Annotated in this window: 20 protein-coding genes; 1 reads left to right on the forward strand and 19 read right to left on the reverse strand. The window is 39.9% G+C overall.

From position 1 onward, the window contains the following. Positions 1 to 155 precede the first annotated feature (155 nt). Complete coding sequence (gene pbp2a, locus HMPREF2805_RS00440) at positions 156 to 2,381, reverse strand: penicillin-binding protein PBP2A (protein ID WP_075230981.1); 2,226 nt, start codon at positions 2,379 to 2,381, stop codon at positions 156 to 158. Positions 2,382 to 2,469: 88 nt separating this feature from the next. On the opposite strand from pbp2a, the gene HMPREF2805_RS00445 reads away from it, so the two are divergent. Beyond that, positions 2,470 to 3,345: an RluA family pseudouridine synthase gene (locus HMPREF2805_RS00445; RefSeq protein ID WP_148131560.1), complete on the forward strand. Its 876-nt coding sequence runs from the start codon at positions 2,470 to 2,472 to the stop codon at positions 3,343 to 3,345. A 76-nt stretch (positions 3,346 to 3,421) separates the two neighbouring features. Here the strand turns inward: HMPREF2805_RS00445 and gap are convergent, their stop codons facing one another. From gap to rnpA, 18 genes are all read right to left on the reverse strand, one after another. Beyond that, a complete protein-coding gene (gene gap, locus HMPREF2805_RS00450; protein WP_049492462.1) occupies positions 3,422 to 4,432 on the reverse strand; it encodes a type I glyceraldehyde-3-phosphate dehydrogenase in 1,011 nt (336 codons plus the stop codon). A 274-nt stretch (positions 4,433 to 4,706) separates the two neighbouring features. Continuing rightward, complete coding sequence (gene adhE / locus HMPREF2805_RS00455; protein ID WP_060956407.1) at positions 4,707 to 7,358, reverse strand: bifunctional acetaldehyde-CoA/alcohol dehydrogenase; 2,652 nt, start codon at positions 7,356 to 7,358, stop codon at positions 4,707 to 4,709. Between the two features lie 300 nt (positions 7,359 to 7,658). Next, positions 7,659 to 8,072, reverse strand: coding sequence for an MORN repeat-containing protein (locus HMPREF2805_RS00460; protein ID WP_075230982.1), 414 nt, complete (start codon positions 8,070 to 8,072; stop codon positions 7,659 to 7,661). Further along, entirely contained in the window at positions 8,047 to 8,502 is a 456-nt protein-coding gene (locus HMPREF2805_RS00465) for a low molecular weight protein-tyrosine-phosphatase (protein WP_075231035.1), read from the reverse strand. The genes HMPREF2805_RS00460 and HMPREF2805_RS00465 overlap by 26 nt, the downstream gene beginning before the upstream one ends. A gap of 48 nt (positions 8,503 to 8,550) precedes the next feature. Next, the gene (yajC, locus tag HMPREF2805_RS00470) at positions 8,551 to 8,871 is read right to left on the reverse strand and encodes a preprotein translocase subunit YajC (protein ID WP_075230983.1); all 321 of its coding nucleotides are present in this window, start codon (positions 8,869 to 8,871) and stop codon (positions 8,551 to 8,553) included. Between the two features lie 116 nt (positions 8,872 to 8,987). After that, the gene (gene tkt / locus HMPREF2805_RS00475) at positions 8,988 to 10,964 is read right to left on the reverse strand and encodes a transketolase (RefSeq protein WP_075230984.1); all 1,977 of its coding nucleotides are present in this window, start codon (positions 10,962 to 10,964) and stop codon (positions 8,988 to 8,990) included. A 114-nt stretch (positions 10,965 to 11,078) separates the two neighbouring features. Beyond that, entirely contained in the window at positions 11,079 to 12,170 is a 1,092-nt protein-coding gene (gene ulaG, locus HMPREF2805_RS00480) for an L-ascorbate 6-phosphate lactonase (protein ID WP_075230985.1), read from the reverse strand. A 116-nt stretch (positions 12,171 to 12,286) separates the two neighbouring features. Further along, complete coding sequence (locus HMPREF2805_RS00485; protein ID WP_075230986.1) at positions 12,287 to 13,960, reverse strand: BglG family transcription antiterminator; 1,674 nt, start codon at positions 13,958 to 13,960, stop codon at positions 12,287 to 12,289. 166 nt (positions 13,961 to 14,126) lie between these two features. Next, complete coding sequence (locus HMPREF2805_RS00490) at positions 14,127 to 14,834, reverse strand: L-ribulose-5-phosphate 4-epimerase (RefSeq protein WP_075230987.1); 708 nt, start codon at positions 14,832 to 14,834, stop codon at positions 14,127 to 14,129. 1 nt (position 14,835) lies between these two features. After that, a complete protein-coding gene (locus HMPREF2805_RS00495) occupies positions 14,836 to 15,699 on the reverse strand; it encodes an L-ribulose-5-phosphate 3-epimerase (protein WP_075230988.1) in 864 nt (287 codons plus the stop codon). Positions 15,700 to 15,702: 3 nt separating this feature from the next. Further along, on the reverse strand, positions 15,703 to 16,368 hold the full coding sequence (locus HMPREF2805_RS00500; protein WP_061863926.1) for a 3-keto-L-gulonate-6-phosphate decarboxylase UlaD: 666 nt from the start codon (positions 16,366 to 16,368) through the stop codon (positions 15,703 to 15,705). A 16-nt stretch (positions 16,369 to 16,384) separates the two neighbouring features. Further along, positions 16,385 to 16,870: a PTS sugar transporter subunit IIA gene (locus HMPREF2805_RS00505; protein ID WP_061863925.1), complete on the reverse strand. Its 486-nt coding sequence runs from the start codon at positions 16,868 to 16,870 to the stop codon at positions 16,385 to 16,387. Between the two features lie 76 nt (positions 16,871 to 16,946). Beyond that, complete coding sequence (locus tag HMPREF2805_RS00510) at positions 16,947 to 17,228, reverse strand: PTS sugar transporter subunit IIB (protein WP_000241466.1); 282 nt, start codon at positions 17,226 to 17,228, stop codon at positions 16,947 to 16,949. A 22-nt stretch (positions 17,229 to 17,250) separates the two neighbouring features. Continuing rightward, positions 17,251 to 18,708: a PTS ascorbate transporter subunit IIC gene (locus HMPREF2805_RS00515; RefSeq protein WP_075230989.1), complete on the reverse strand. Its 1,458-nt coding sequence runs from the start codon at positions 18,706 to 18,708 to the stop codon at positions 17,251 to 17,253. A gap of 130 nt (positions 18,709 to 18,838) precedes the next feature. Continuing rightward, entirely contained in the window at positions 18,839 to 19,462 is a 624-nt protein-coding gene (locus HMPREF2805_RS00520) for a ribonuclease P (RefSeq protein WP_075230990.1), read from the reverse strand. A 53-nt stretch (positions 19,463 to 19,515) separates the two neighbouring features. Next, positions 19,516 to 20,472 (reverse strand): RNA-binding cell elongation regulator Jag/EloR, encoded by a 957-nt coding sequence (gene jag, locus HMPREF2805_RS00525; RefSeq protein WP_049504883.1) that lies wholly within the window; start codon positions 20,470 to 20,472, stop codon positions 19,516 to 19,518. A 14-nt stretch (positions 20,473 to 20,486) separates the two neighbouring features. Next, positions 20,487 to 21,314, reverse strand: a complete 828-nt coding sequence (locus HMPREF2805_RS00530) for a YidC/Oxa1 family membrane protein insertase (protein WP_186822539.1) — start codon at positions 21,312 to 21,314, stop codon at positions 20,487 to 20,489. Further along, positions 21,289 to 21,660 (reverse strand): ribonuclease P protein component, encoded by a 372-nt coding sequence (gene rnpA, locus HMPREF2805_RS00535; RefSeq protein ID WP_060956304.1) that lies wholly within the window; start codon positions 21,658 to 21,660, stop codon positions 21,289 to 21,291. The genes HMPREF2805_RS00530 and rnpA overlap by 26 nt, the downstream gene beginning before the upstream one ends. Positions 21,661 to 21,925 lie beyond the last annotated feature (265 nt).

The raw sequence follows: 21,925 nt of genomic DNA on the forward strand, positions 1-21,925 counted from the left end.
CTGCTTGTAGTATAGCAGAGAAAGGGGGAAAGAAGGGCTTTGATTTCTGTCTTGTGTTTTTTCAAGTCCAAGGTGTATCAGGAAGTATGAATACTGACAAGTGAGGGAGAAAAAAGACAAAGATTTGAATCCTTGTCTTTTACCTTTTAAACGTATTAGCGAAACAGATCTACAATGGTATCCCAAACTGTCTGAGCTTTTTCTTTAATCTTAGCATCTGAAATAGCTTTGCCTGCTTCATCGACCAGATTCTGTGCTCGTCCACGAATATCTGCTAATATATCATCCGACTGCGTACTAGTATCACTTGTAGTTTGTTTCCGTGTATTTTCTGGTGGAATACCATTCATTTTATAAGCATTTTCAACTGTAAAGGTACTACCTGGTGTATATGGAAGGATTGTTTCCGCCATACTTCTAAAAATGTGAGCAGCTCCGTTCGAAGTCGAACCTGCTAAATAGTGATTTTCATCAGTAGTAGGGAAACCAAGCCAGTGGCTAATGACTAGATCAGGTGTATAGCCAATTACCCACTGATCACTTGTATATACTGGGTTAAAAGCTGCCTCTGTCGTTCCTGTTTTTCCAGCCATGACATAGTCATCTGGCGAGGAGCTTATTCCTGTACCATTTGTAAAGGTTCCGAGCATCATACTTGTCATTTTATCAGCTACTGACTTATCTATTATACGTTTTTGAGAATTTTTGTGGGTTGCAATGACTTGTCCGCTAGCATTTTCAATACGAGTAATAAAATGCGCTTCAGGTATCAAACCTTCATTTGCAAACGCTGCATAAGCCTGCGCCATTTGTAGCGGACTTGTCTCCACCCCACCACCTAGAGCCACACCTAGCACACGATCAACATTCGTTAAATCAAGTCCGAATCTTTCACCTGATTCAAAAGCCTTATCAATACCAAGTTGTTTGACTGTCGCTACAGCAGGAAGATTTAGAGACTCGGCTAAGGCTTGATACATTGGAACTTCTGGTGACGTTTTGATCCCAGCGTAGTTATCAACCTTATAATCTCCATATTCCATGGTATGATTATCCAACTCTTTATTTAAAGCCCAACCCGCTTCGACTGCTGGTGTATAGACTACTAGAGGTTTAATCGTTGAACCTGGACTTCTTTTGGTTTGGGTTGCATAGTTAAAATTTCTGAAACCTGTCTTATCATCCCCTGCCACTCGACCAACAACTCCCCGTACTCCACCCGTTTTAGGTTCCAATGCGACACTACCTGACTCTGCATGCGTCCCATCTTCAGCTGTTGGAAAGAGAGAAATATTTTGGTATATAACCTGCATATTAGCTTGGTAATTTTGATCCAGCTCCGTATAGATTCGATAACCGTTATTAACGATTTCTTCCTCTGTTAGATTATACTTTTCAATAGCTTCATTAACAACTGCATCAAAATAAGAAGGATAACGGTAGTCTGATATTTTCCCTTCATAACTATCTTTCAATTGAGAAGCCATATCAACACTTGCTGCTTCTGCTTCCTTATTTTTATCAAGGTAACCTGCAGCCACCATATTTTGTAAGACAGTGTCTCTTCGATTAGTTGAATGTTCAATAGAATTCAGAGGATTGTACAATTCTGGGCCTTTAAGCATACCTGCTAAAGTGGCGGCTTCATCAAGAGTTAATTCCGATGCTGAAACACCAAAGTACTTTTTACTAGCATCCTCAACACCCCAAACTCCATTACCAAAATAGGCATTGTTCAAATACATGGTTAGAATTTCTTTTTTACTGTATTTTTTGGTTAATTCTAAAGCAAGGAAGAATTCTTTAGCCTTTCTCTGAACAGTTTGGTCTTGTGAAAGATAAGCATTTTTCGCTAACTGTTGGGTAATTGTAGAACCACCACCCGAGCGACCAGCTGTTAGGATAGCTAGGAAAAAACGACCATAGTTAATTCCACTATTTTTATAGAAGCTTCTATCTTCTGTCGCAATAACGGCATTCTGCAAATCTTCACTAATTTCCGAGAGCTCAACGTAGGTTCCTTTTTGGCCTGACAAGGCACCAGCCTCATTCTCTTCTCTATCAAAAATCACCGTTCGTGTTTTCAAAGCATTCTGCAATTCTGTAACATTTGTCGATTTAGCCAAGGCAAATAGATAGACCCCAACAAACAAGCTTGCACTTAGTCCAAGAATGAGAAAGATTTTTGTCAGATGATAGCGACGCCAAAATTTTCGAATGGGGCCGACTTGCCCAACTTTCTTTCGCCCACCTCTTGACCGTCTTAACTTAGTCGAGGTATTTTCTTCACTATTAACTTTATCGATTTCTATTTCTGCCATTTCAGATTCTTCTTTTTTAAATAAAGAAAGAAACTTTTCAAATAATGTATCTAATTTCATGCGTTTATTTTATCATCTTCCCCATAGGAAGACAAGAATTTAGCTAGTTTCTCTATCCAAATAATCTATTTTTTGTTACAATATCTGTATGAAATTTACCTTTTTTATCCCTGATTCTCTTCCTGAAATGACTGTCAAAGTCTTCTTGGAGGAGCAACTACTCATTCCGAGAAAAATACGGCATTTCTTGAGAATTAAAAAGCACATTCTCATCAATCAAGAAGAAGTCCACTGGCATCAAACTGTCAAATCCGGAGATGAATGTCAACTGATTTTCGACGAGGAGGCTTATCCTACAAAAGAAATTGTTTGGGGAAATCCTAATCTTGTCCAAGAAGTCTACCAAGACCAACATTTGATCATCGTGAACAAACCAGAAGGTATGAAAACTCACGGGAATCAACCAGAAGAAATTGCACTTCTCAATCATGTCAGCGCCTATGTAGGCCAGACTTGCTATGTTGTCCATCGCCTAGATAAGGAAACGAGTGGCCTCGTACTATTTGCTAAAAATCCATTTATACTGCCCATCCTCAATCGATTATTGGAGAAAAAAGAAATCTCCCGCGAATACTGGGCTCTGGTTGAGGGAAAAATAGGAGTTAAAGAGCTCGTCTTTCGAGATAAAATCGGTCGCGATCGTCACGATCGTAGAAAAAGAGTTGTGGATCAAAAAAATGGTCAATACGCCGAAACCCAAGTAACTCGGTTGAAACAATTTCAAAACAAAACCAGTCTCGTTCGATGTAGATTGAAAACAGGACGCACTCATCAGATTCGAGTGCATCTATCTCACCACGGACATCCAATCCTTGGAGATCCTCTCTACAATCCACATTCCAAATCTAGCAGACTAATGTTACACGCATTTAAACTATCCTTTGTCCATCCTCTGACATTAAACAAATTAAGCTTTACTGCGCTATCAGACACATTTGAAAGAGAATTAAACCAAAATGGATGACACTAGCATCCATTTTTTCTTATAGATACCAAAAAAAGCAAGACCAGTTGGCCTTGCTTTTCCATCAACTCAAGAATTATTTAGCGATTTTAGCGAAGTATTCAAGAGTACGTACAAGTTGTGCAGTGTATGACATTTCGTTGTCATACCATGAAACAACTTTAACCAATTGTTTACCGTCAACGTCAAGAACTTTAGTTTGAGTTGCGTCAAACAATGATCCGTAAGACATACCTACGATATCTGAAGATACGATTGGATCTTCTGTGTAACCGTATGATTCGTTTGAAGCTGCTTTCATAGCTGCGTTCACTTCATCAACAGTAACGTTCTTTTCAAGAACAGCAACCAATTCAGTAACTGATCCAGTTGGAGTTGGAACGCGTTGTGCAGATCCGTCAAGTTTACCGTTCAATTCTGGGATTACAAGACCGATAGCTTTAGCAGCACCAGTTGAGTTAGGAACGATGTTTGCTGCACCAGCGCGAGCACGACGAAGGTCACCACCACGGTGTGGTCCGTCAAGGATCATTTGGTCACCAGTGTAAGCGTGGATAGTAGTCATCAATCCTTCTACAACACCAAAGTTGTCTTGAAGAGCTTTAGCCATTGGAGCCAAGCAGTTTGTAGTACATGAAGCACCTGAGATAACTGTTTCAGTACCATCAAGAACATCGTGGTTAGTGTTGAATACAACTGTTTTAACGTCGTTTCCACCAGGAGCAGTAATAACAACTTTCTTAGCTCCACCTGGGTGCAAGTGTTTTTCAGCAGCTGCTTTCTTAGCAAAGAAACCAGTAGCTTCAAGAACGATTTCTACACCGTCGTTAGCCCAGTCGATTTGTTCTGGATCACGTTCAGCAGAAACACGGATGAATTTACCGTTAACTTCAAATCCACCTTCTCTAACTTCCACAGTTCCGTCGAAACGACCTTGAGTTGTGTCATATTTCAACAAGTGTGCAAGCATAACTGGATCTGTAAGGTCGTTGATGCGAGTAACTTCAACACCTTCTACGTTTTGGATACGGCGGAAAGCAAGACGACCGATACGTCCGAAACCGTTAATACCAACTTTAACTACCATTAGTGATTTCCTCCTTATGAAAATCATGAAAATTTTATTGTGAAAAGAGTAACTTGAATCACTACAAATCACCTTTCAACAAACCTATTATATAACTATTTGAGTTTAATTGCAAGCGCTGGCCTTGATTTTCTGATGAGCTTTGGTAATATTTTCATTTCTTTACTTGGCCTTGCATCTGACTCTCATGCTAGCAATTTTTTATGAAAATAAACTCTCTAACCATAAAAAAACCGAGGTCCCCCTCGGTTTTGGCTGATAATTAATTAATTAATTATTTACGACGTCCTGGTCTTTCTTTGTAACCATAGTAAGCATCTTCGATGATTTCTTGCATGTGGTCAACCATTGGAAGACGTGGGTTTGCAGGTGAACATTGGTCTTCATAAGCAAGGAAGGCCAATTCACGTGAATGTTCTTTCCATTCTTTTTCGTCAACACCTTGTGCTTTGAAGTTCATTTCGATACCTACGCGCTCACCGAGTTCGTAAACAGCTTTTGCAAAAGATTCAACCCCTTCTTCTGGTGTAGAAGCTGGAAGTCCAAGCATACGAGCGATATCTTGATATTTCTCGTCTGCACGGTAGTAGTTATACTTAGGCCATGTAGCTGTCTTAGCTGGGCGAGTACCGTTGTAACGGATAACGTATGGAAGCAAGATTGCATTTGTACGTCCGTGAACTGTGTGGAATTGCGCACCAATCTTGTGAGCCATTGAGTGAGAAATACCTAGGAAGGCATTGGCAAAGGCCATACCAGCGATTGTTGAAGCGTTATGCATTTTCTCACGTGAATGGAAGTCTGCATTCTTAACTGAGCTTTCAAGGTTTTCAAATACAAGCTTGATGGCTTGAAGTGCAAGACCGTCAGTGTAGTCGCTAGCCATTTGTGATACGTAAGCTTCAGTTGCGTGAGTCAATACGTCCATACCAGTATCAGCAGCAACAAATCCAGGAACTGTCAATACCAAAGCAGGGTCTACGATTGCCACAGTTGGTGTCAATGAGTAGTCAGCGATTGGATATTTACGGTTGTTTGCTTTATCAGAGATAACGGCAAATGGAGTTACTTCAGATCCTGTACCAGATGTAGTTGGGATAGCGATGAATTTAGTCTTCTTACCAAGCAATGGGAATTTGAAGGCACGTTTACGGATATCCATGAATTTTTGAACAAGGTCACGGAAGTCCACTTCTGGTTGTTCGTAGAAGAGCCACATTACTTTAGCAGCATCCATTGGCGATCCACCACCAAGAGCGATGATTGTATCTGGTTTGAAGGCACGCATGATCTCAGTACCACGTTCAACTGTAGTAATATCTGGATCTGGTTCTACATCTGCAAAGATTTGGTAAACAACCTTATTGCGACGAAGGTCAAGTTGTTCGATGATACGATCAAGGAAGCCAAGCTCTACCATAGCGTGGTCAGTAACGATCATGACACGCTCAACGTCACGACATTTTTGAAGGTATTGAATTGAATCACGTTCAAAGTATGTTTTTGAAGGAAGTTTCATCCATTGCATGTTATTTCTCCGTCTTCCGACTTTTTTGATGTTCAAGAGGTTGATGGCGCTAACGTTATCCCCAACTGAGTTACGTCCGTAAGAACCACATCCGAGTGTCAATGATGGCAAGAAGGCATTATAAACGTCCCCGATACCACCGAAAGTAGAAGGTGAGTTACAGATAACACGAATAGCTTTAACAGCTTTACCAAATTCTTTAGTCAATTCTTCATCAGCTGTATGGATGGCTGCTGAGTGCCCAAGACCGTTAAATTCAACCATTTGACGAGCTTTAGCAATACCATCTTCACGGCTTTCAGATTTCAAAACTGCGATAACTGGTGACAATTTTTCACGAGTCAATGGCTCGTTTTCACCAACTTCTTTACATTCTGCAGCAAGAATGTTTGTTCCTTCTGGAACAGTAAATCCTGCTTGTTCTGCAATCCAAGTTGCTGGTTTACCAACAATGTCAGCGTTCAATTTTGCACCAGCACAGTTTTTGCTGTTTGCTTTCACGCCGAAGCAGAACTCTTCAAGAAGAGCTTTTTCTTTTTTGTTTACAAAGTAAGTGTGATAAGATTTGAACTCTGCTACAAATTCATCGTAAATTTCTTTATCAATGATAACCGCTTGTTCAGATGCACAGACCATACCGTTGTCAAATGATTTAGACATTACAATATCGTGAGCAGCTTGGCGGATGTTAGCTGATTTTTCCACATAAGCTGGAACGTTACCGGCACCTACCCCAAGAGCTGGTTTACCACATGAGTATGCCGCTTTAACCATGGCATTACCACCTGTTGCAAGGATTGTTGCAATACCTTCGTGGTTCATAAGCGCACTAGTTGCTTCCATAGATGGTTCAGTAATCCACTGTACACAGTTTTCAGGAGCACCTGCTTTAATCGCTGCATCACGAACGATTTGAGCTGCGTGAGCTGATGATTCTTGAGCTGATGGGTGGAATGCAAAGACAATAGGATTACGAGTCTTCAATGAAATCAACGCTTTAAAGATTGCTGTTGAAGTTGGGTTAGTTGTTGGAGTGATACCACAAACAACACCAACTGGTTCAGCGATAAGAGTCAATCCTGTTACATCGTCTTCTTCGATAACACCAACTGTTTTAGTGTGGCGCATGTTGTTTACTACGTGTTCACAAGCAAACAAGTTCTTAGTCGCTTTATCCTCAAATACTCCACGTCCTGTTTCTTCAAAGGCATGTAAAGCCAATTCTCCGTGAGCATCAAGTGCAGCAACTGAAGCTTTTGCTACGATATAATCGACTTGATCTTGGTCAAGTTTACGCATTTCTTCAAGGGCAACTAAAGCTTTTTGCACCAAACCATCGACATGCTTTTCAGCAGCGAGTTTCTTTTCTTCTGGTGTTACAGTTTTTTTATCAGCCATATTTTCCTCCATAGCTTTCAAGGATTGTAAGTCCTTTGTTAATTTTTTCACAAGTTTATTATAACTCTTTTTTAAACGTTTGTAAACAGTTTCATAGACATTTCACAAACTTTTTTTATTTGTTTGTGAAAATAATTTCAAATATACCTGCACATGCACTTTTTCACTTAAAGTTTGTGAATTATTTCATAAAAGTTTTATTTTTCACAAACTTAGTTGTAAAACAGTCTTGTAAGCCGTTTTTATTTCCATGTAAGCGCTTTCTTAGACTCTAGAAGAATACCTCCTTCTAGGAGGAGGTTATTGTGCTTGTTGAAATAAACCTTGTTTGAAATCCCCTTCATAGACTACTTCTTGTTCGGTAGTCAGTTTTCCTTTTCCTTCAGCTTGACCATTTACAAAGTCTCCCTCATATACCCAACCTGCTTTAGCTTGGTAGGTACCTTTACCATTGAAGGCACCATTGCTAAATTCTCCAGTATAGGTATCACCGTTCGAGAAGGTAACAGTACCCTGACCATTCATCTTACCACGAACTAGGCTTCCGTCATAAATAATAGCATCATTATCAAGCTTAAGAACGCCCTGTTTTGGAAGATTGGTCAGAAATACGAGACCTGCACAGACAACAATGACGATCACTGTCGCAATTTCTAGTCGAGGACGTGTCAAATAGACACTGTATTTTTCATAGAGTTTCTTTATATTTTCCATTTTCACTCTCATTTTCTAAGCGACCTAACCAAGCCTGGCAACCAGTTAAAACTCGGTCATAAGTTTCTTCAAAATCACCTGTATACCAGGGATCTGGAACGCTTTCAGATGCAAAAGGCTGTATCTTATATTGTTGATCCTGTGGACACATCTGATGCAAATCAGCGAGATTAGACTCATCCATCCCAATGATATAGTCAAAATACTCAAAATCTTTTTTAGAAATTTGTTGGGAAGTTTTCGAAGTATCATAAGGAACGCCATGACTTCGAAAGATGCCTTGCGTCCCTTTGTGGATTGGATTACCGTGTTCCCAGGAAGAAGTCGCTCGACTTTGAATCTCATATTTATCGGTCAGGGATTTCATTACAAATTCCGCCATAGGACTACGACAAATATTGCCAAGACAGACAAAGACAACTTTTTTCATCATTGTTCCTCTCATCTATAGAAAAACGGGAATGCATTCCACCCCGTTTTATTCTTCAATAGCACTGCCTTCTTCAATAACAGCTCCTTCAGGTGTCACAGCTTCTTTGACTGGCAAAACAGTTCGAATTGCTGCTAGTTCGAAGGTTAGGTATACGCCATCAACATCAAGAACAATTGTTCTATTTTCTGTATCTACTTCATCGACTGTACCGTAGAGACCACCGATAGTGATTACTTCGTAGCCTTTTTGAAGCTTATTGAGGCTTTCCATACGTTTTTCTGCTTGTTTCTTTTGAGAACGTTGCATGAAGAACATCAAGCCCAACATCAAGACAAGCATAATTAAAAATGTTAAATTCCCACCCATTATTTTTTCTCCTTTGTAATTCAGATAAAACTACTATATCAAATTTCACTTGTTTTTACAAGATTGCACCTTGATTTTAGGTCAATAAAAAACCAGAGCAAATGCCCTGATTTTTCTTATTTTAAGTTGTTTACAAGTTCTACTAAGTTTTCAACTGTAAATCCATACTCTGCTAAAACTTTTGGTGCTGGTGCAGATGCTCCAAAGGTATCAATACCAAGAACTGCTCCATCAAGACCAACGTATTTGTACCAATTTTGAGTTGCTCCCATTTCAACTGCTACACGACGACGAACTGCATTTGGTAAAATCTCTTCTTTGTATGCTGCATCTTGTGCATCAAAGACATCTGTAGATGGCATGCTGACTACGCGAACTTTTCCACCTTGACTTGCCAATTCTTTAGCAGCTGAAACAGCCAGGTTAACCTCTGAACCAGTCGCAATCAAAATTGTATCAAAGTCTGCTGCATTTTCATATACAACATAAGCTCCTTTCGCAACCTTATCAAAGTCTGTTCCTTCCTCAACAGTCAAGTTTTGACGAGTCAAGACAAGAACAGTCGGTGTTTTCTCGCTCTTAACTGCTTGATACCAAGCTGCTTGAGTTTCACGCGCATCTGCTGGACGGAAAACATTAAGGTTTGGAATCGCACGAAGACCTGCCAAGTGCTCAATCGGTTCATGAGTTGGTCCGTCTTCACCAACTGCGATTGAATCGTGTGTGAAGACATAAGTTACAGGAAGACCTTGCAAGGCAGACAAGCGTACAGCCGCTTTCAAGTAGTCTGAGAATACGAAGAAAGTTCCACCATAAACTCGAAGTCCACCGTGAAGAGCCATTCCGTTCAAGACAGTACCCATTGCAAATTCACGAACACCAAACTGGATGTTGCGATTTAAGCGATTTGCATCGTCTTGAAGTCCGTCCGTTTTGATGTAAGTCATATTTGAATGAGCGAGGTCAGCTGATCCACCAAGGAAGGTTGGCAATTTAGCAGCCACAACATTCAAGGCATCCTGACTTGAGTTACGCGTCGCTTGAGAGAAGCCATTTTCTAAAGCTGGGAAGTCTTCTGGAGTCAATTCAACTGGATCGCGCCCTTCGATAATTGCTTCCACTTCTGCAGCAAGCTCTGGGTGAGCTTCTTTATAATCTGCAACTAGTTTTGTCCAGGCTTCATAAGCTGATGCCCCACGGTCTGCGACATTCTCTTTAAAGTCTGCGTATACTTCTGCTGGGATTTCAAACGGTTCATAGTTCCAACCAAGTGCTTGGCGAGTTGCTGCAGTTTCATCCGCGCCAAGAGGGGCACCGTGTACGGCATTAGTCCCTTGTTTATTTGGAGAACCATAACCAATAACAGTTTTCACTTCAATCAAAGATGGTTTTCCTGAAGCCTTAGCTTCTTCAATAGCAGCATGAATAGCTTCTAAGTCTGTTCCATCTTCTACCAAGGCTGTATGCCAACCATAAGCATTGTAACGATCGCGAACACTCTCTGTGAATGAATCTTTTGTCTCACCGTCCAAGTTGATATCATTTGAATCATAGAGAACAACCAATTTGTCAAGCTTTTGCAAGCCTGCATAAGAAGCAGCTTCACTTGAGACACCTTCCATCAAGTCACCATCTCCACAGATAACGTAAGTGTAGTGGTCAAAGATGTTATAACCTTCACGGTTGTACTTAGCTGCAAGGAAACGTTCTGCTTGTGCAAAACCTGTTGCAGTCGCAATCCCTTGTCCTAGAGGGCCTGTTGTTGCATCAACCCCTGCTGTATGACCAAATTCTGGGTGACCTGGAGTTTTAGAGCCCCATTGACGGAAGTTCTTCACTTCATCCATGCTCACATCTTCAAATCCAGAAAGGTGAAGAAGGGCATAGAGAAGCATTGATCCGTGACCAGCTGAAAGAATGAAACGGTCGCGGTTAATCCAGTTTGGTTGGGCTGGATTGATACGAAGTTCTTTAGTGAATAGGCTGTATGCCATCGGTGCAGCTCCCATAACCACCCCTGGGTGACCTGAGTTCGCTTTATTGATAGCGTCAATACCTAGAAAACGAATCGCATTAACAGATAGATTTGACATAGAATTTCCTTTCTCTTTGAGGTGATAGGTCTATCACATATTCTATTTGTACTATTATATGAAAATTATCCGTATCGTGCAACATACGGATAACCTCCAGAAAAAATTTTTATATTAAAGCAAGGCTTTGAATTGGATATTTGAGTCTTGTTCGAAGCAGTCATCAAAACCACGTGGGTGATGATATTCTACTAAGTGTTGGTCTTGAGGATAAGTGTATTTACCACCAACTTCCCAGATAAATGGATGGAAATCGTATTGCAAGCGATCTTTTCTTATTTTCCAAAGTTCTAGGATTTCATTCGTAGAAGCCATGAAGTTAGACCAGATATCATAGTGAACTGGGATAATGACTTTAGCACGTAGATTTTCTGCCATGCGAAGTAGGTCGATAGATGTCATTTTATCTTGGATACCTACTGGGTTTTCACCATAGTTATTCAAAGCAACATCAATTTTGAAGTCTTTACCATGTTTCGCAAAGTAGTTTGAGAAGTGAGAATCCGCACCATGATAAATGGTTCCACCTGGTGTTTCAAAGACATAGTTAACAGCCTTTTGAGCCATTTCTTCATCTGTAACAGCTAAGCCAGCAAGTTCACCACCTGTCTCATCAGCACCGTTTACTGGTAGAGTTACCAAGCAAGTACGGTCAAATGATTCTACTGCATGAATCTTCATGTCTTTTAGTTCAATAGTATCACCTGGTTTGACAACGATGATGCGTTCTTTTGGAACACCCCATCCTTCCCAGATTCGTCCACAATGGTAAGGACCGATAAACTTAACATGTTCTAACTTAGGATTGTTGAGAATTGCTGCAGCTGTGTATGGGTCGATATGGTCACTATGGAAGTGTGAAACCAAGTAGTAGTCGAGTTCATTGATAGCAAATGGATCGATAACCATTGGCTGAACACGTAAGTTTGGTTGCAATTTACGAACACCTGCCATATTTGCCATTTGGTGTCCACGAACCATATCTTTCACTTTTTTAGTTGATTTTCCACGGTTTGACCAAAGGTCCATGACAACGTTAGCACCACCTGGTGTTTTAATCCAAGTACCACAGTTGCCTAGCCACCACATGGCAAAGTTGCCTTCAGGAACGACTTCTTCTTCGATTTCTTCGTTCAACCAGGTTCCCCACTCTGGGAAAGTAGCTAAAATCCATGATTCTCTTGTAATTTCTTTTACGTTTGGCATTTGAAATCCTCCATATTTTGTTCAAGTATTCATTTCATACTTAGTATAACACCGACCGAAATATTAAAAAAGACCAAGAAAAACACAGGTTTGTGTTCATCATTGGACTGTGATATTTATGATTCATCTAAAAAAGCTTGGATGACTAATTCTTGGTTGATTAAGAGTTGAATTTCTTCCTTTAATTTTGCTGCAACGTGTTTATCAGATATATAGGTAGTAATAATAGTTGAGAGATTATCCTTAAAAGTGCGACCATCTTTTCGAAGAACCTTATTTTTCATAAAGTCTGTTATGCGTAAAATATCTTCTGCCTCAAGTATAGGGTTTACCTTTAGCACTGGGAAGCGACTCTCAAGCTCATCGTTTGTTGTAATAAGTAAATCAACCTGAGTAATATCCTCCACGCTTTTGAACTGCTCAGTGGTAAAGACTGCCCCAATCTGTTCGTTTGGAAGATAGAAGCGACATTGTTTGAGTAAGAGTTTAGAAACGCCCACTCCTTCATCACACACAATATAAATTTTCTTGGTATTGTTTTGAATCGATGGAGTATACTTTAAAAATCCTCCAACATGAATGGTCAGATAGGCAATCTCATCATCTGTCAATCGAATCTGCCAGGCTTCTTCTAGCACTTCTGCACATTTTTTTGTAATTACGAAAAGCTCACTATACTTGGAACGAATCTGCCGAGTTAAAGGATTTTTTGAGAAAATACCATAGTTCTTTCTGAATAATAGCGCCTTACAATGAATCACAAGATTCCTCAATAAGTCTTCTTTCTGTTCAATCTCCATTCTGGTTTGGGATTCAAAATACCAAATAAACTCTTCTAAAGCCATTCTCAAATGCTGAAAATCTTTACTTTCTGCATGGATGTCTCGATCTTTTCGATAGGATAACAAAAGAATAGCTAACAGAGATCTATCTAATTCTGAAAACGAGATGCTAAATGTTTCAAACAAGCGCTCTCCTAGTTTTTTGGATACCTGATATTCAATTCTTTTTCGAATCAATGAAAACTCTTGCTCAATTTCTTGATGTTTATCTTGATTTCGAGTAACGGTATCACACCCTAGTAGAAGATAGGGAAGGACCTGTAACATAAAAGTGACTTCGTGATGGTTTATTTTTTTCCCCAAATCCTGCTCAACCAACGGAACCTGTTTTTTAAGAAATTGATTGACCTCATCGGAAAGAAGCATCTCACCGTCTAATCGCTCTTTGATTTTCTCCTCTAAAATAGCAACAAAAGCTGGATTTTCTTCCATAAAGACATGATAGAGAAGGGATTGAAGATACTGGATTTTATTAAGAGGATGTGCATTTAGATAGTAACCTCGAGATTTACTAACTTGAAGTGTTACTTGATACTGCTCCAAGGTTAGCTGATAACGAATGCTATTTAAGTCATTAAGGACTGTATTTCGAGAGACTTCTGTTAATTCCATGAGTTTTTCAAGAGTGATTCTCTCTTTGGAAATACCAATCAAAAGAAGCATCAGCTGCATCCGCTCGTTGGCACTCATGATATAATCATAAGAATCAACTTCGTCTAATAATTGACGACAAGCTTCTCTTTGTTCCTCGGTTAAGTGGATACCAATCCGAGGCAGACTGATGATATGCAAATTCTCATCATCCAAAGCATCATTGATTTTATCAATGTGATAGTAGATTTTTCTTCGAGATTGAGCTAGATCTTTTGAAATCGTCATAATCGTTTTGGACGTTTCTTGATCCATCAAATATTGAAGCAAGTCACAGCTCGCCTTATCTAAAACCATAATTCATACTCCTCTATTTGTCAATCGCTTCCAAAACAACTTTATAATGGTATCACATTCGTACAGACTTTGCAATTATGTGCTGTAAACTCTTAACAGTGGATACTTACAACTACAAAAGCGAGGCTTGGATCGCAAGGTCCTAGCCTCTTTTCAATTCATTTTCTTATTTCTTTTGACCGTAATAAGCATTTGGTCCATGCTTACGTTGGTAGTGTTTTTCTAGGATGTACTGAGGAGCAGGTTCAACCCTTGGATTGATTTGTTCTGTGAAGCGATTCATCTTTGATACTTCCTCTAGTACAACTGAGTGATAAACAGCATTCTCTGGGTTTTTGCCCCAAGTGAATGGACCGTGATTACGTACGACAATCCCTGGTACTTCAACAGGGTTGAGACCACGACGTTCAAACTCTTCTACGATAACTAGGCCAGTATCTTTTTCATAGGCCACTTCTACTTCATCCTTTGTCAAACTACGGGCGCAAGGAATGGAACCGTAGAAATAATCCGCATGGGTTGTTCCATAGAAAGGAATATCACGACCTGCCTGAGCCCAACCAACAGCTTCTGTCGAATGGGTATGGACCACACTAGCAATCTCTGGCCAAGCCTTATATAACTGCACATGAGTTGGAAGATCAGAAGATGGTCTTAAATCTCCTTCTAGAACCTTGCCATCCAGGTCAGTTACCACCATATTTTCAGGTGTCAATTCGTCATAATCTACACCTGATGGTTTGATAACAATGACACCGAGTTCGCGATTGACTTCCGATACATTGCCCCAGGTAAATTTAACAAGTCCATGTTTTGGCAATGATTGATTGGCATCACAGACTCGTTTACGCATATCATTAATTACTTGATTCATCTTACATCAGACCTGCTTTCTTAATAAGTGGGTAGAGAAAAGCTTGCGCTTCTTGAATGGCTGCGCGTGTTTCTTCTACAGTTTCACAATTTTCAGACCACATTTCGATTAGGAAAGGTCCATTATAATTGGTTTGCTTTAAAATATCGAAAGCTTCTTCCCATTTGACACAACCTTGCCCAAAAGGTACATCTCGGAACTGGCCCTTTGAACTTTCTGTCACTGCATAAGTATCCTTGAGATGGAGAGCTGCGATGGCATGATGGCCGAGATAAAATTCACTGTAAACATCATTATGCCATGCAGACACATTCCCAATATCTGGATAGACAAAGAGGTATGGAGAGTCAATTTCTTTCTCTATAGCCAAGTATTTTTCGATGCTATTTACGAAAGGATCATCCATAATTTCAATAGCAAGTACCACCTGAGCTTCTTCTGCCCAGTCACAAGCTTTTCTCAAATTTTTGATAAAACGTTGGCGTGTTTGGGGTGACTTTTCCTCATAGTAAACGTCGTAACCAGCTAATTGAATCGTACGAACTCCCAAATCCTGAGCTAATTCGATACATTTTTTCATGAGTTCTAGAGATTTTTCCTCTAGAACTGGATCATTTGATCCCAATGGGTAACGACGATGGCCTGAAAAACAGATAGAGGGAATACGAACACCAGTTTCATAGATCGCTTTGACAACTTCCAAGCGCTCTTCCTTGCTCCAGTCAAGTCTTGCTAAGCGCTCATCACGTTCGTCAATAGACATCTCGACAAAATCAAAGCCTAACTCCTTGGCAAAATTTAAACGTTCTAGCCAGGTAAAGTGTATCGGGGTTGCCTTTTCATAAATTCCAATTGGACGTGCCATGGTTTACCCCCAAATTCGTTTGATTTCATCCTTGAAGGCACGCGCTGCTCCTGCTGGATCGGCAGCCTCTGTAATTCCACGACCTGCGATAAAGGTAAAGACATCAACGCCTTCAAAGAGTTTGAGAGTATCTACATCTAGACCACCTGTTACAGAAACACGGAAGCCCATGTCAATGAGTTTTTTAACCTTATTAAGGTCTTTTTCACCCCAAGTTTCACCAGCAAGAAGGGCATCACGAGATTGGTGATAGATAGCTTGTGAGATACCTGCATCTAGCCAAAGCTGAGCTTGTTCAAAAGTCCAATCACCATAAAGCTCGATTTGGATTTCTCCTCGGTCTCCACGTTCAGCCTTGATAGCCTTTAGAGCTGCTTCCATAGTAGGGATGGTTGCACAACAGATGCAAGTCATCCAATCTGCTCCACGAACGGCATTATTTTTGGCAACTGTTCCACCAGCATCGGCACATTTTGTGTCTGCCACAATAATCTTATCTGGGAAAAGGCTACGTAAAACTTCAACCAATTCACTTCCAACTTGAAGCAAGCAAACAGTTCCAGCTTCGATAATATCTACTTCGTGACCAACAGAAACAGCTGCTTTAATCGCTCCTTGCAAGTCTGAATGGTCTAATGCAACTTGTAAATTAGGTATTCTTTTTGTCATCTCTTTGTTCCTCTTTCTAACTTTCCAAATCCAATCCTTCAAGATAAGGGCTATCCTTAGATTCTTCGATCATCGCCAAGACATCTTCTTTAGTCTGACAAGCCTGTAAACGTGCGATAGAATCTTCTAATTCAAATAAGGCAATGATTTGTGGAATAGCTACACTTGTGTGAATTTTTGAGCTTGTTGCTGCTAATGCAAGCAAAACAGAGACCTCTTTCCCATCTGAAAATACAACAGGATTTTGTAAGGTGATCAATGAAAAGGCATCTCTTTGCACCCCAGCTTCTGGTCTAGCATGGGGCATAGCCATACCTGGCATTAAAATATAATAAGGCCCATACTCTTCAGTTGATTCGATAATAGCATCGTAATACTCTGGCAAAATTGCCCCACTTTCAATCAAGGGATCTACTGCTACTTTGACTGCTTCTTTCCAATCGTTAGCTTCTAAACCTAGTCGGATCGAGTCATTGTCAATTAAAGCTTGTTTTAAATTCATATCTGCCTCCTTTATTTAAAGAGGGAGAAGGACAGAAACGATAACTCTCAGTTTCTGTCCAGCCCCCTCCAACCTTTTACTGTAGTGCTTGACTGAGTTTTTCAGTGATTTCTTTATCATCCATCAAGTTGTCAAGCCCAATTAACTTCCCATTAGTCCGACCTTCCAATTCTTGGATTAAATGAAGAGAAGCGATTACGATGTCATAGCCTGCTGCTAAACCTTTTGCTTCACCGACACTGCATGAATTGACTGTAAAGTCTGTTTGATTAAGCTTACGGAGGGCATTTTCAACCTTCATCTTGATAACCATAGATGAACCCATTCCATTTCCGCACGCTGCTAATACTTTAACCATTTTATTTCTCCTTTTCTAGACACTAAGCTTCTTCTTGAACTTCACCCTTGTAATATTTCTCTTTATCTTTTGCTTTTGCAAATTGAAGTTGAGGAATAACGAGCAAGAAGAGACATACAAGTACATAACCAACAATACCGAGATATTTGAAGATATAACCAAATCCAAGCCATGGGAATTCAAAGTCGATATTTCCATGGTAACCACCGTAAGATGCTAAGTCGAGAAGGGCTACACAGAGAGCTCCTAGAGCAACTTGGAGGACACCTGAAATGAAGGATAGGATAACGGCTGCTTTCCATCCGCCACGCTTATCAGCATAGACCGCGATGGCTGCATTATCAAAGAACACTGGTACAAATCCTGTAATAATAAGGATAGGGTTTTTAAAGACGATAAGCAAGACAATTGTGATCAATTGACCAATCAAACCAAAGGCAAATCCTGACAAGACCGCGTTTGGAGAACCAAATCCATAAGAAGCTGCAACGTCGACCGCTGGGAATGAACCTGGCAACAATTTGTTTGAAATACCTTGGAAGGCATTTGTCAACTCAGATACGAACATGCGGACACCTTGCATCAAAACGAACAAGTAAACAGAGAAGGTGAAGGCTGTTTGGATAATGTACATAAAGAAATCTTGTTTAGCAGGATTGAATAGAGTTCCTGAAGTGATGACTTCTTTATTAGACATAATTTCTGGACCCAAGATTAAAAGAATAGCTCCGAAAAATACGAGCATCAAGGTAGCAGAGGCAACAACTGTATCGTGGAAGATAGAGAGGAATTTAGGCAATTTAAGATTGTCTAGACTTTCTTCTTTCTTACCAAAGCGTCCTGCAACTTTATCTACAAACCAGATTGCAAATTGTTGTTGGTGACCAATCGCAAATCCGCCACCACCAGTCAAGCGTTGAGTTGCCTCAACAGTCATATTTGAACTAACTGCCCAGTAAAGGCCACAGATGATACCGATAGCTGCTGTACCGTAAGCATTGCGCAATTGTGGAACTAAGAATAGAACCATAAGAGATACAGTCGCAGCTTGTTGTACCATGATGTGACCAGTAATAAAGAGGGTTCTTACTTTCGTAATCTTGCGTAGAGCTACAAGCAAGATATTTACTCCAAAACCGATCAATAGAGCTGTAGTTGCAGTTCCGACAAAATCTGGAAATTCAGCTGCAATTTTGTTGTTTGCTGCAGCAAGTCCAAAGTAAGGGTCAATAACCGCTGCACCGATTTGGAATTTGTAGTTAAGGGCTGCCAAGATTGGACGGAAGGTTGTAACCAAACCACCAGCACCCACGTTGAGCAACATATAGCCTACTGTTGCTTTAACGAAACCTGAGAAAACGTCATGAGCAGGTTTTTTCAAAAGTGCATATCCTATTAGCACCAATAAACCTACGAAAAATGCGGGATTCTGCAAAATATTGCTAGAAAACCAATTTAGAACACTTGAAATGACTTCCATAATTGTTCTCCTTTTGAATTGTTTTTGTAAGTTTATTATATAATGTGAAAGCGGAAACAAAAAGACCAAGAATTACACAGCGGACTGTTCACTCTTGGACTGTATAATTTATGATATTTTACGGATTATCTTATTTCCTTGTAGCTAGATAATAGGGAAGAATTTTATCATAAGACTTCAATAGGCCTTCTACGATTTCTTCTTCCGATGAATTTGCAGTTACTGGAATATCTGCCTTTACTAAAACTTTGCGGACTTCCTGATGGAATCGTTTTTCTCTTAAAATTTGGCGATTTTCCTCAGTAGCCTCCATCTTTTGACTTTCTCCATCTGAGTAGACTAGATAGTAAATTCCTTCTACCACTGGAACTTCTAAGACCTTGGTTTGTTTGTCTAATGTTCGCTCATCCTTCTTACGTTCAATAAAACTCACTTCTAGTGAAACTCCAAAATCAGAAGGGCTTCCATACAAACGAAGGGCCAACATAGGCTCCGTCACTTGCCCTTCACGCTGTAAATAAGCCCAGAAATGTGGTCGCAAACGTTGGGCTTGATTCATCCACTGACTCGTTCCTTGCAGTATCCATTCTGGATGCCTTGCTTGAAAAGCCTTGGCCAAGTGTGTAAAGACCTTTCTGGCCTCCTGCCCCTTACTCCTCAAATAAAGCATTTTCTCCGCATCTTGTTCTGCCTTCTCTGGTTTTTGGTACTGCAAGCCAGAGAAAGCTAGATAGTCTCTCATTGTATTCAACATAGGATTAACCTCCCTTAGCTAGCAAAAAATCAGGGAAGCCCTGATTTTCTATTTTATTCTGTATCAACAACAACGTAACGATTTGGCTCATCACCTTCTGAATAACTAGTGACACCTTCCATACGTGAGATGATACGATGGATAATTTTACGTTCGCTACTAGACATTGGATCAGTCACCTGGCTTCGCCCCTCTTCTAGGACACGTGTAGCTAACTTCTGTGCATAGCTTTGCAAGACTTCTGCACGGTGCTCTACATAGTCATTAACATTGATGGTAATATAGAAGGTTCTTGAATAGCGGTTATAAAGATAATTTTGTGCTAAGAGCTGAAGAGATTTCAAAACCTTACCATGGTAACCGATAATACGGCCCGGTTCATTGGTATCAATTTGCATATTGATAGAACGGCGATTTGAGGTACTTGAAATTGCTCCCTCAACATCCATATCATCAATAATACCTTGAACATAGTTGGTCACTTCTTCGACCACCTGGTCAATATCATAGGTCGGTTCAATCTTCAAACCTAGATTTTCTAAATCATCATTCTGCTCGACTTCTTCCTGCTCCTTAGATTCTTCTGGCAGTAAATCTTTTAGAATGGCAATATGACCAGTCTCCTCTAAAATTGTACTAGCCTCTTTCTCATTTTTTAGAATTTCGGCCTTAACCTCTTCAGAGATTCCTTGTCCTTCTTCCTCGATTTTCTTGATTGCTTCAACAACATGACCTAAGTCTACTGTTGCCTCACTAACAGTCTTAACGGGTTCGTTCTTAGCATTAACTTCCTTTGGAACTCCTTTGACTGCTTGCTGATTTGCCTTCACAACAGTTGTCTCACTAATTGCTTCGATATCAACTTGCGCTGGTTTCTTCCCAAAAAGGCCAAAGAAACCTTTTTTCTCCCTTGAGACAACCTTGATATGCGCCTTCATTCTAGGAATCCCCAATTCCTTCAATCCCGTTTGGATCGCTTCCTCAACAGTTGAACCTGTAAATAATACCATTACAAGATTCCTCCTTACTTTTTCTTTTTCTGTGCTTTCTTGAGAGCTTTTCTCTTCTTGATTTCTAAATCCTTCTTAGCCTGTACTCCTGCCTCACGCTCTGCAATAATCTTAAATGGATTGTTAAGCAGATAGGTTTGGAGCACCTGATAAGCATTGGATACTGCCCAGTATAAGGCAACCCCACTTGGTGAATACATGGCAAAGAAGAAAATCATGACTGGCATTGCATACATCATTCCTGTCATGGCGCCATTTTTCTCAACCATTGCCTTATTGGATAACCAGGTGCTAAGGAAAGTAAAGATAGCTGCCAAAATTGGCAAAACAAAAGTCGTATCTACACCACCAAGGTTAATCCATAAGAAGTGACCTGTTTTTAAAAATTCTACTCTACTCAAAGCTTGGAACAAGGCCAACAAGACTGGCATCTGGATTAAGATTGGCCAAAGAGAAGCTGACTGCTTCACACCATGTTGCTTGAACAACTGACGCATTTCTTGGTCCAACTTGGTACGGCTCTCCATATCCCGTCCCGGATAACGTTCTCGCAACTCCTTAACCAGTGGTTGTACTTCTTGCATCTTTCTAGATGCCACCATCTGTACCTGAAAGACTGGTAAAAGAATGGTTCTGATTAAAAGGGTAAATAAAATAATCCCCAGACCAATACTTGTATCAAATGATAAAAAGCGAATGGTTTCAGCAAAAAAATAAACAAATTTACTCCAAAAATCTGTTGATTCAGCTGTAATCTCACTCGTCGTACCACTAGCCGTGCAGGCGCTCATCACAAATAAAGCAAGCACCATTAAGCTAGTCAACTGTAATTTCTTTTTCACTCCCATTTCCTTCCTGGTAAATCTTTGATAACTTTAATACGTGAAGTAGATTTTTTCCCATTTCCGCGTAGTCCAAGATTTCAACACCTTTTCGAGCAATCACAACAAAATCTACATTTTCAACCAGCTGATTTTTATGTTCAATCAGAATATGTCGAATTCTTCTCTTGATCTGATTCCTCATGACAGCGTTTCCTAATTTTTTACTGACAGATAGACCAACTCGAAAATGCTGTTCATTATTTTCTAATCGATAAATAACAAATTTACGATTAGCAAAACTCTCCCCTTTTTTAAATATTGCACTAAAATCTTTCTCTTTTTTTACACGAAAGCGTTTTTTCAAAATTCAACTCCATCTATTAAAACTACTACTATTATACCATAATTTTTCAAAAAGCCAATCATAGCAAGGTTTTAGCCCATTTTTACCTAATAAAAAGACATATTTTCACTCTGAAATCATCATCTTTTTTCAAAAATTTCTCAAATTTGGGCATACAAGTCTGCTCATTTCTGATCAGAAAAAACAAAAGTCACCCTTTGGAGTGACTTTTGTAGGAGATTATTATGAAAAAGTTAGGATTTCTATTAAATAAAGTTAGGAGGTC

This window comes from Streptococcus sp. HMSC034E03, assembly GCF_001811505.1.
Lineage (GTDB): Bacteria > Bacillota > Bacilli > Lactobacillales > Streptococcaceae > Streptococcus.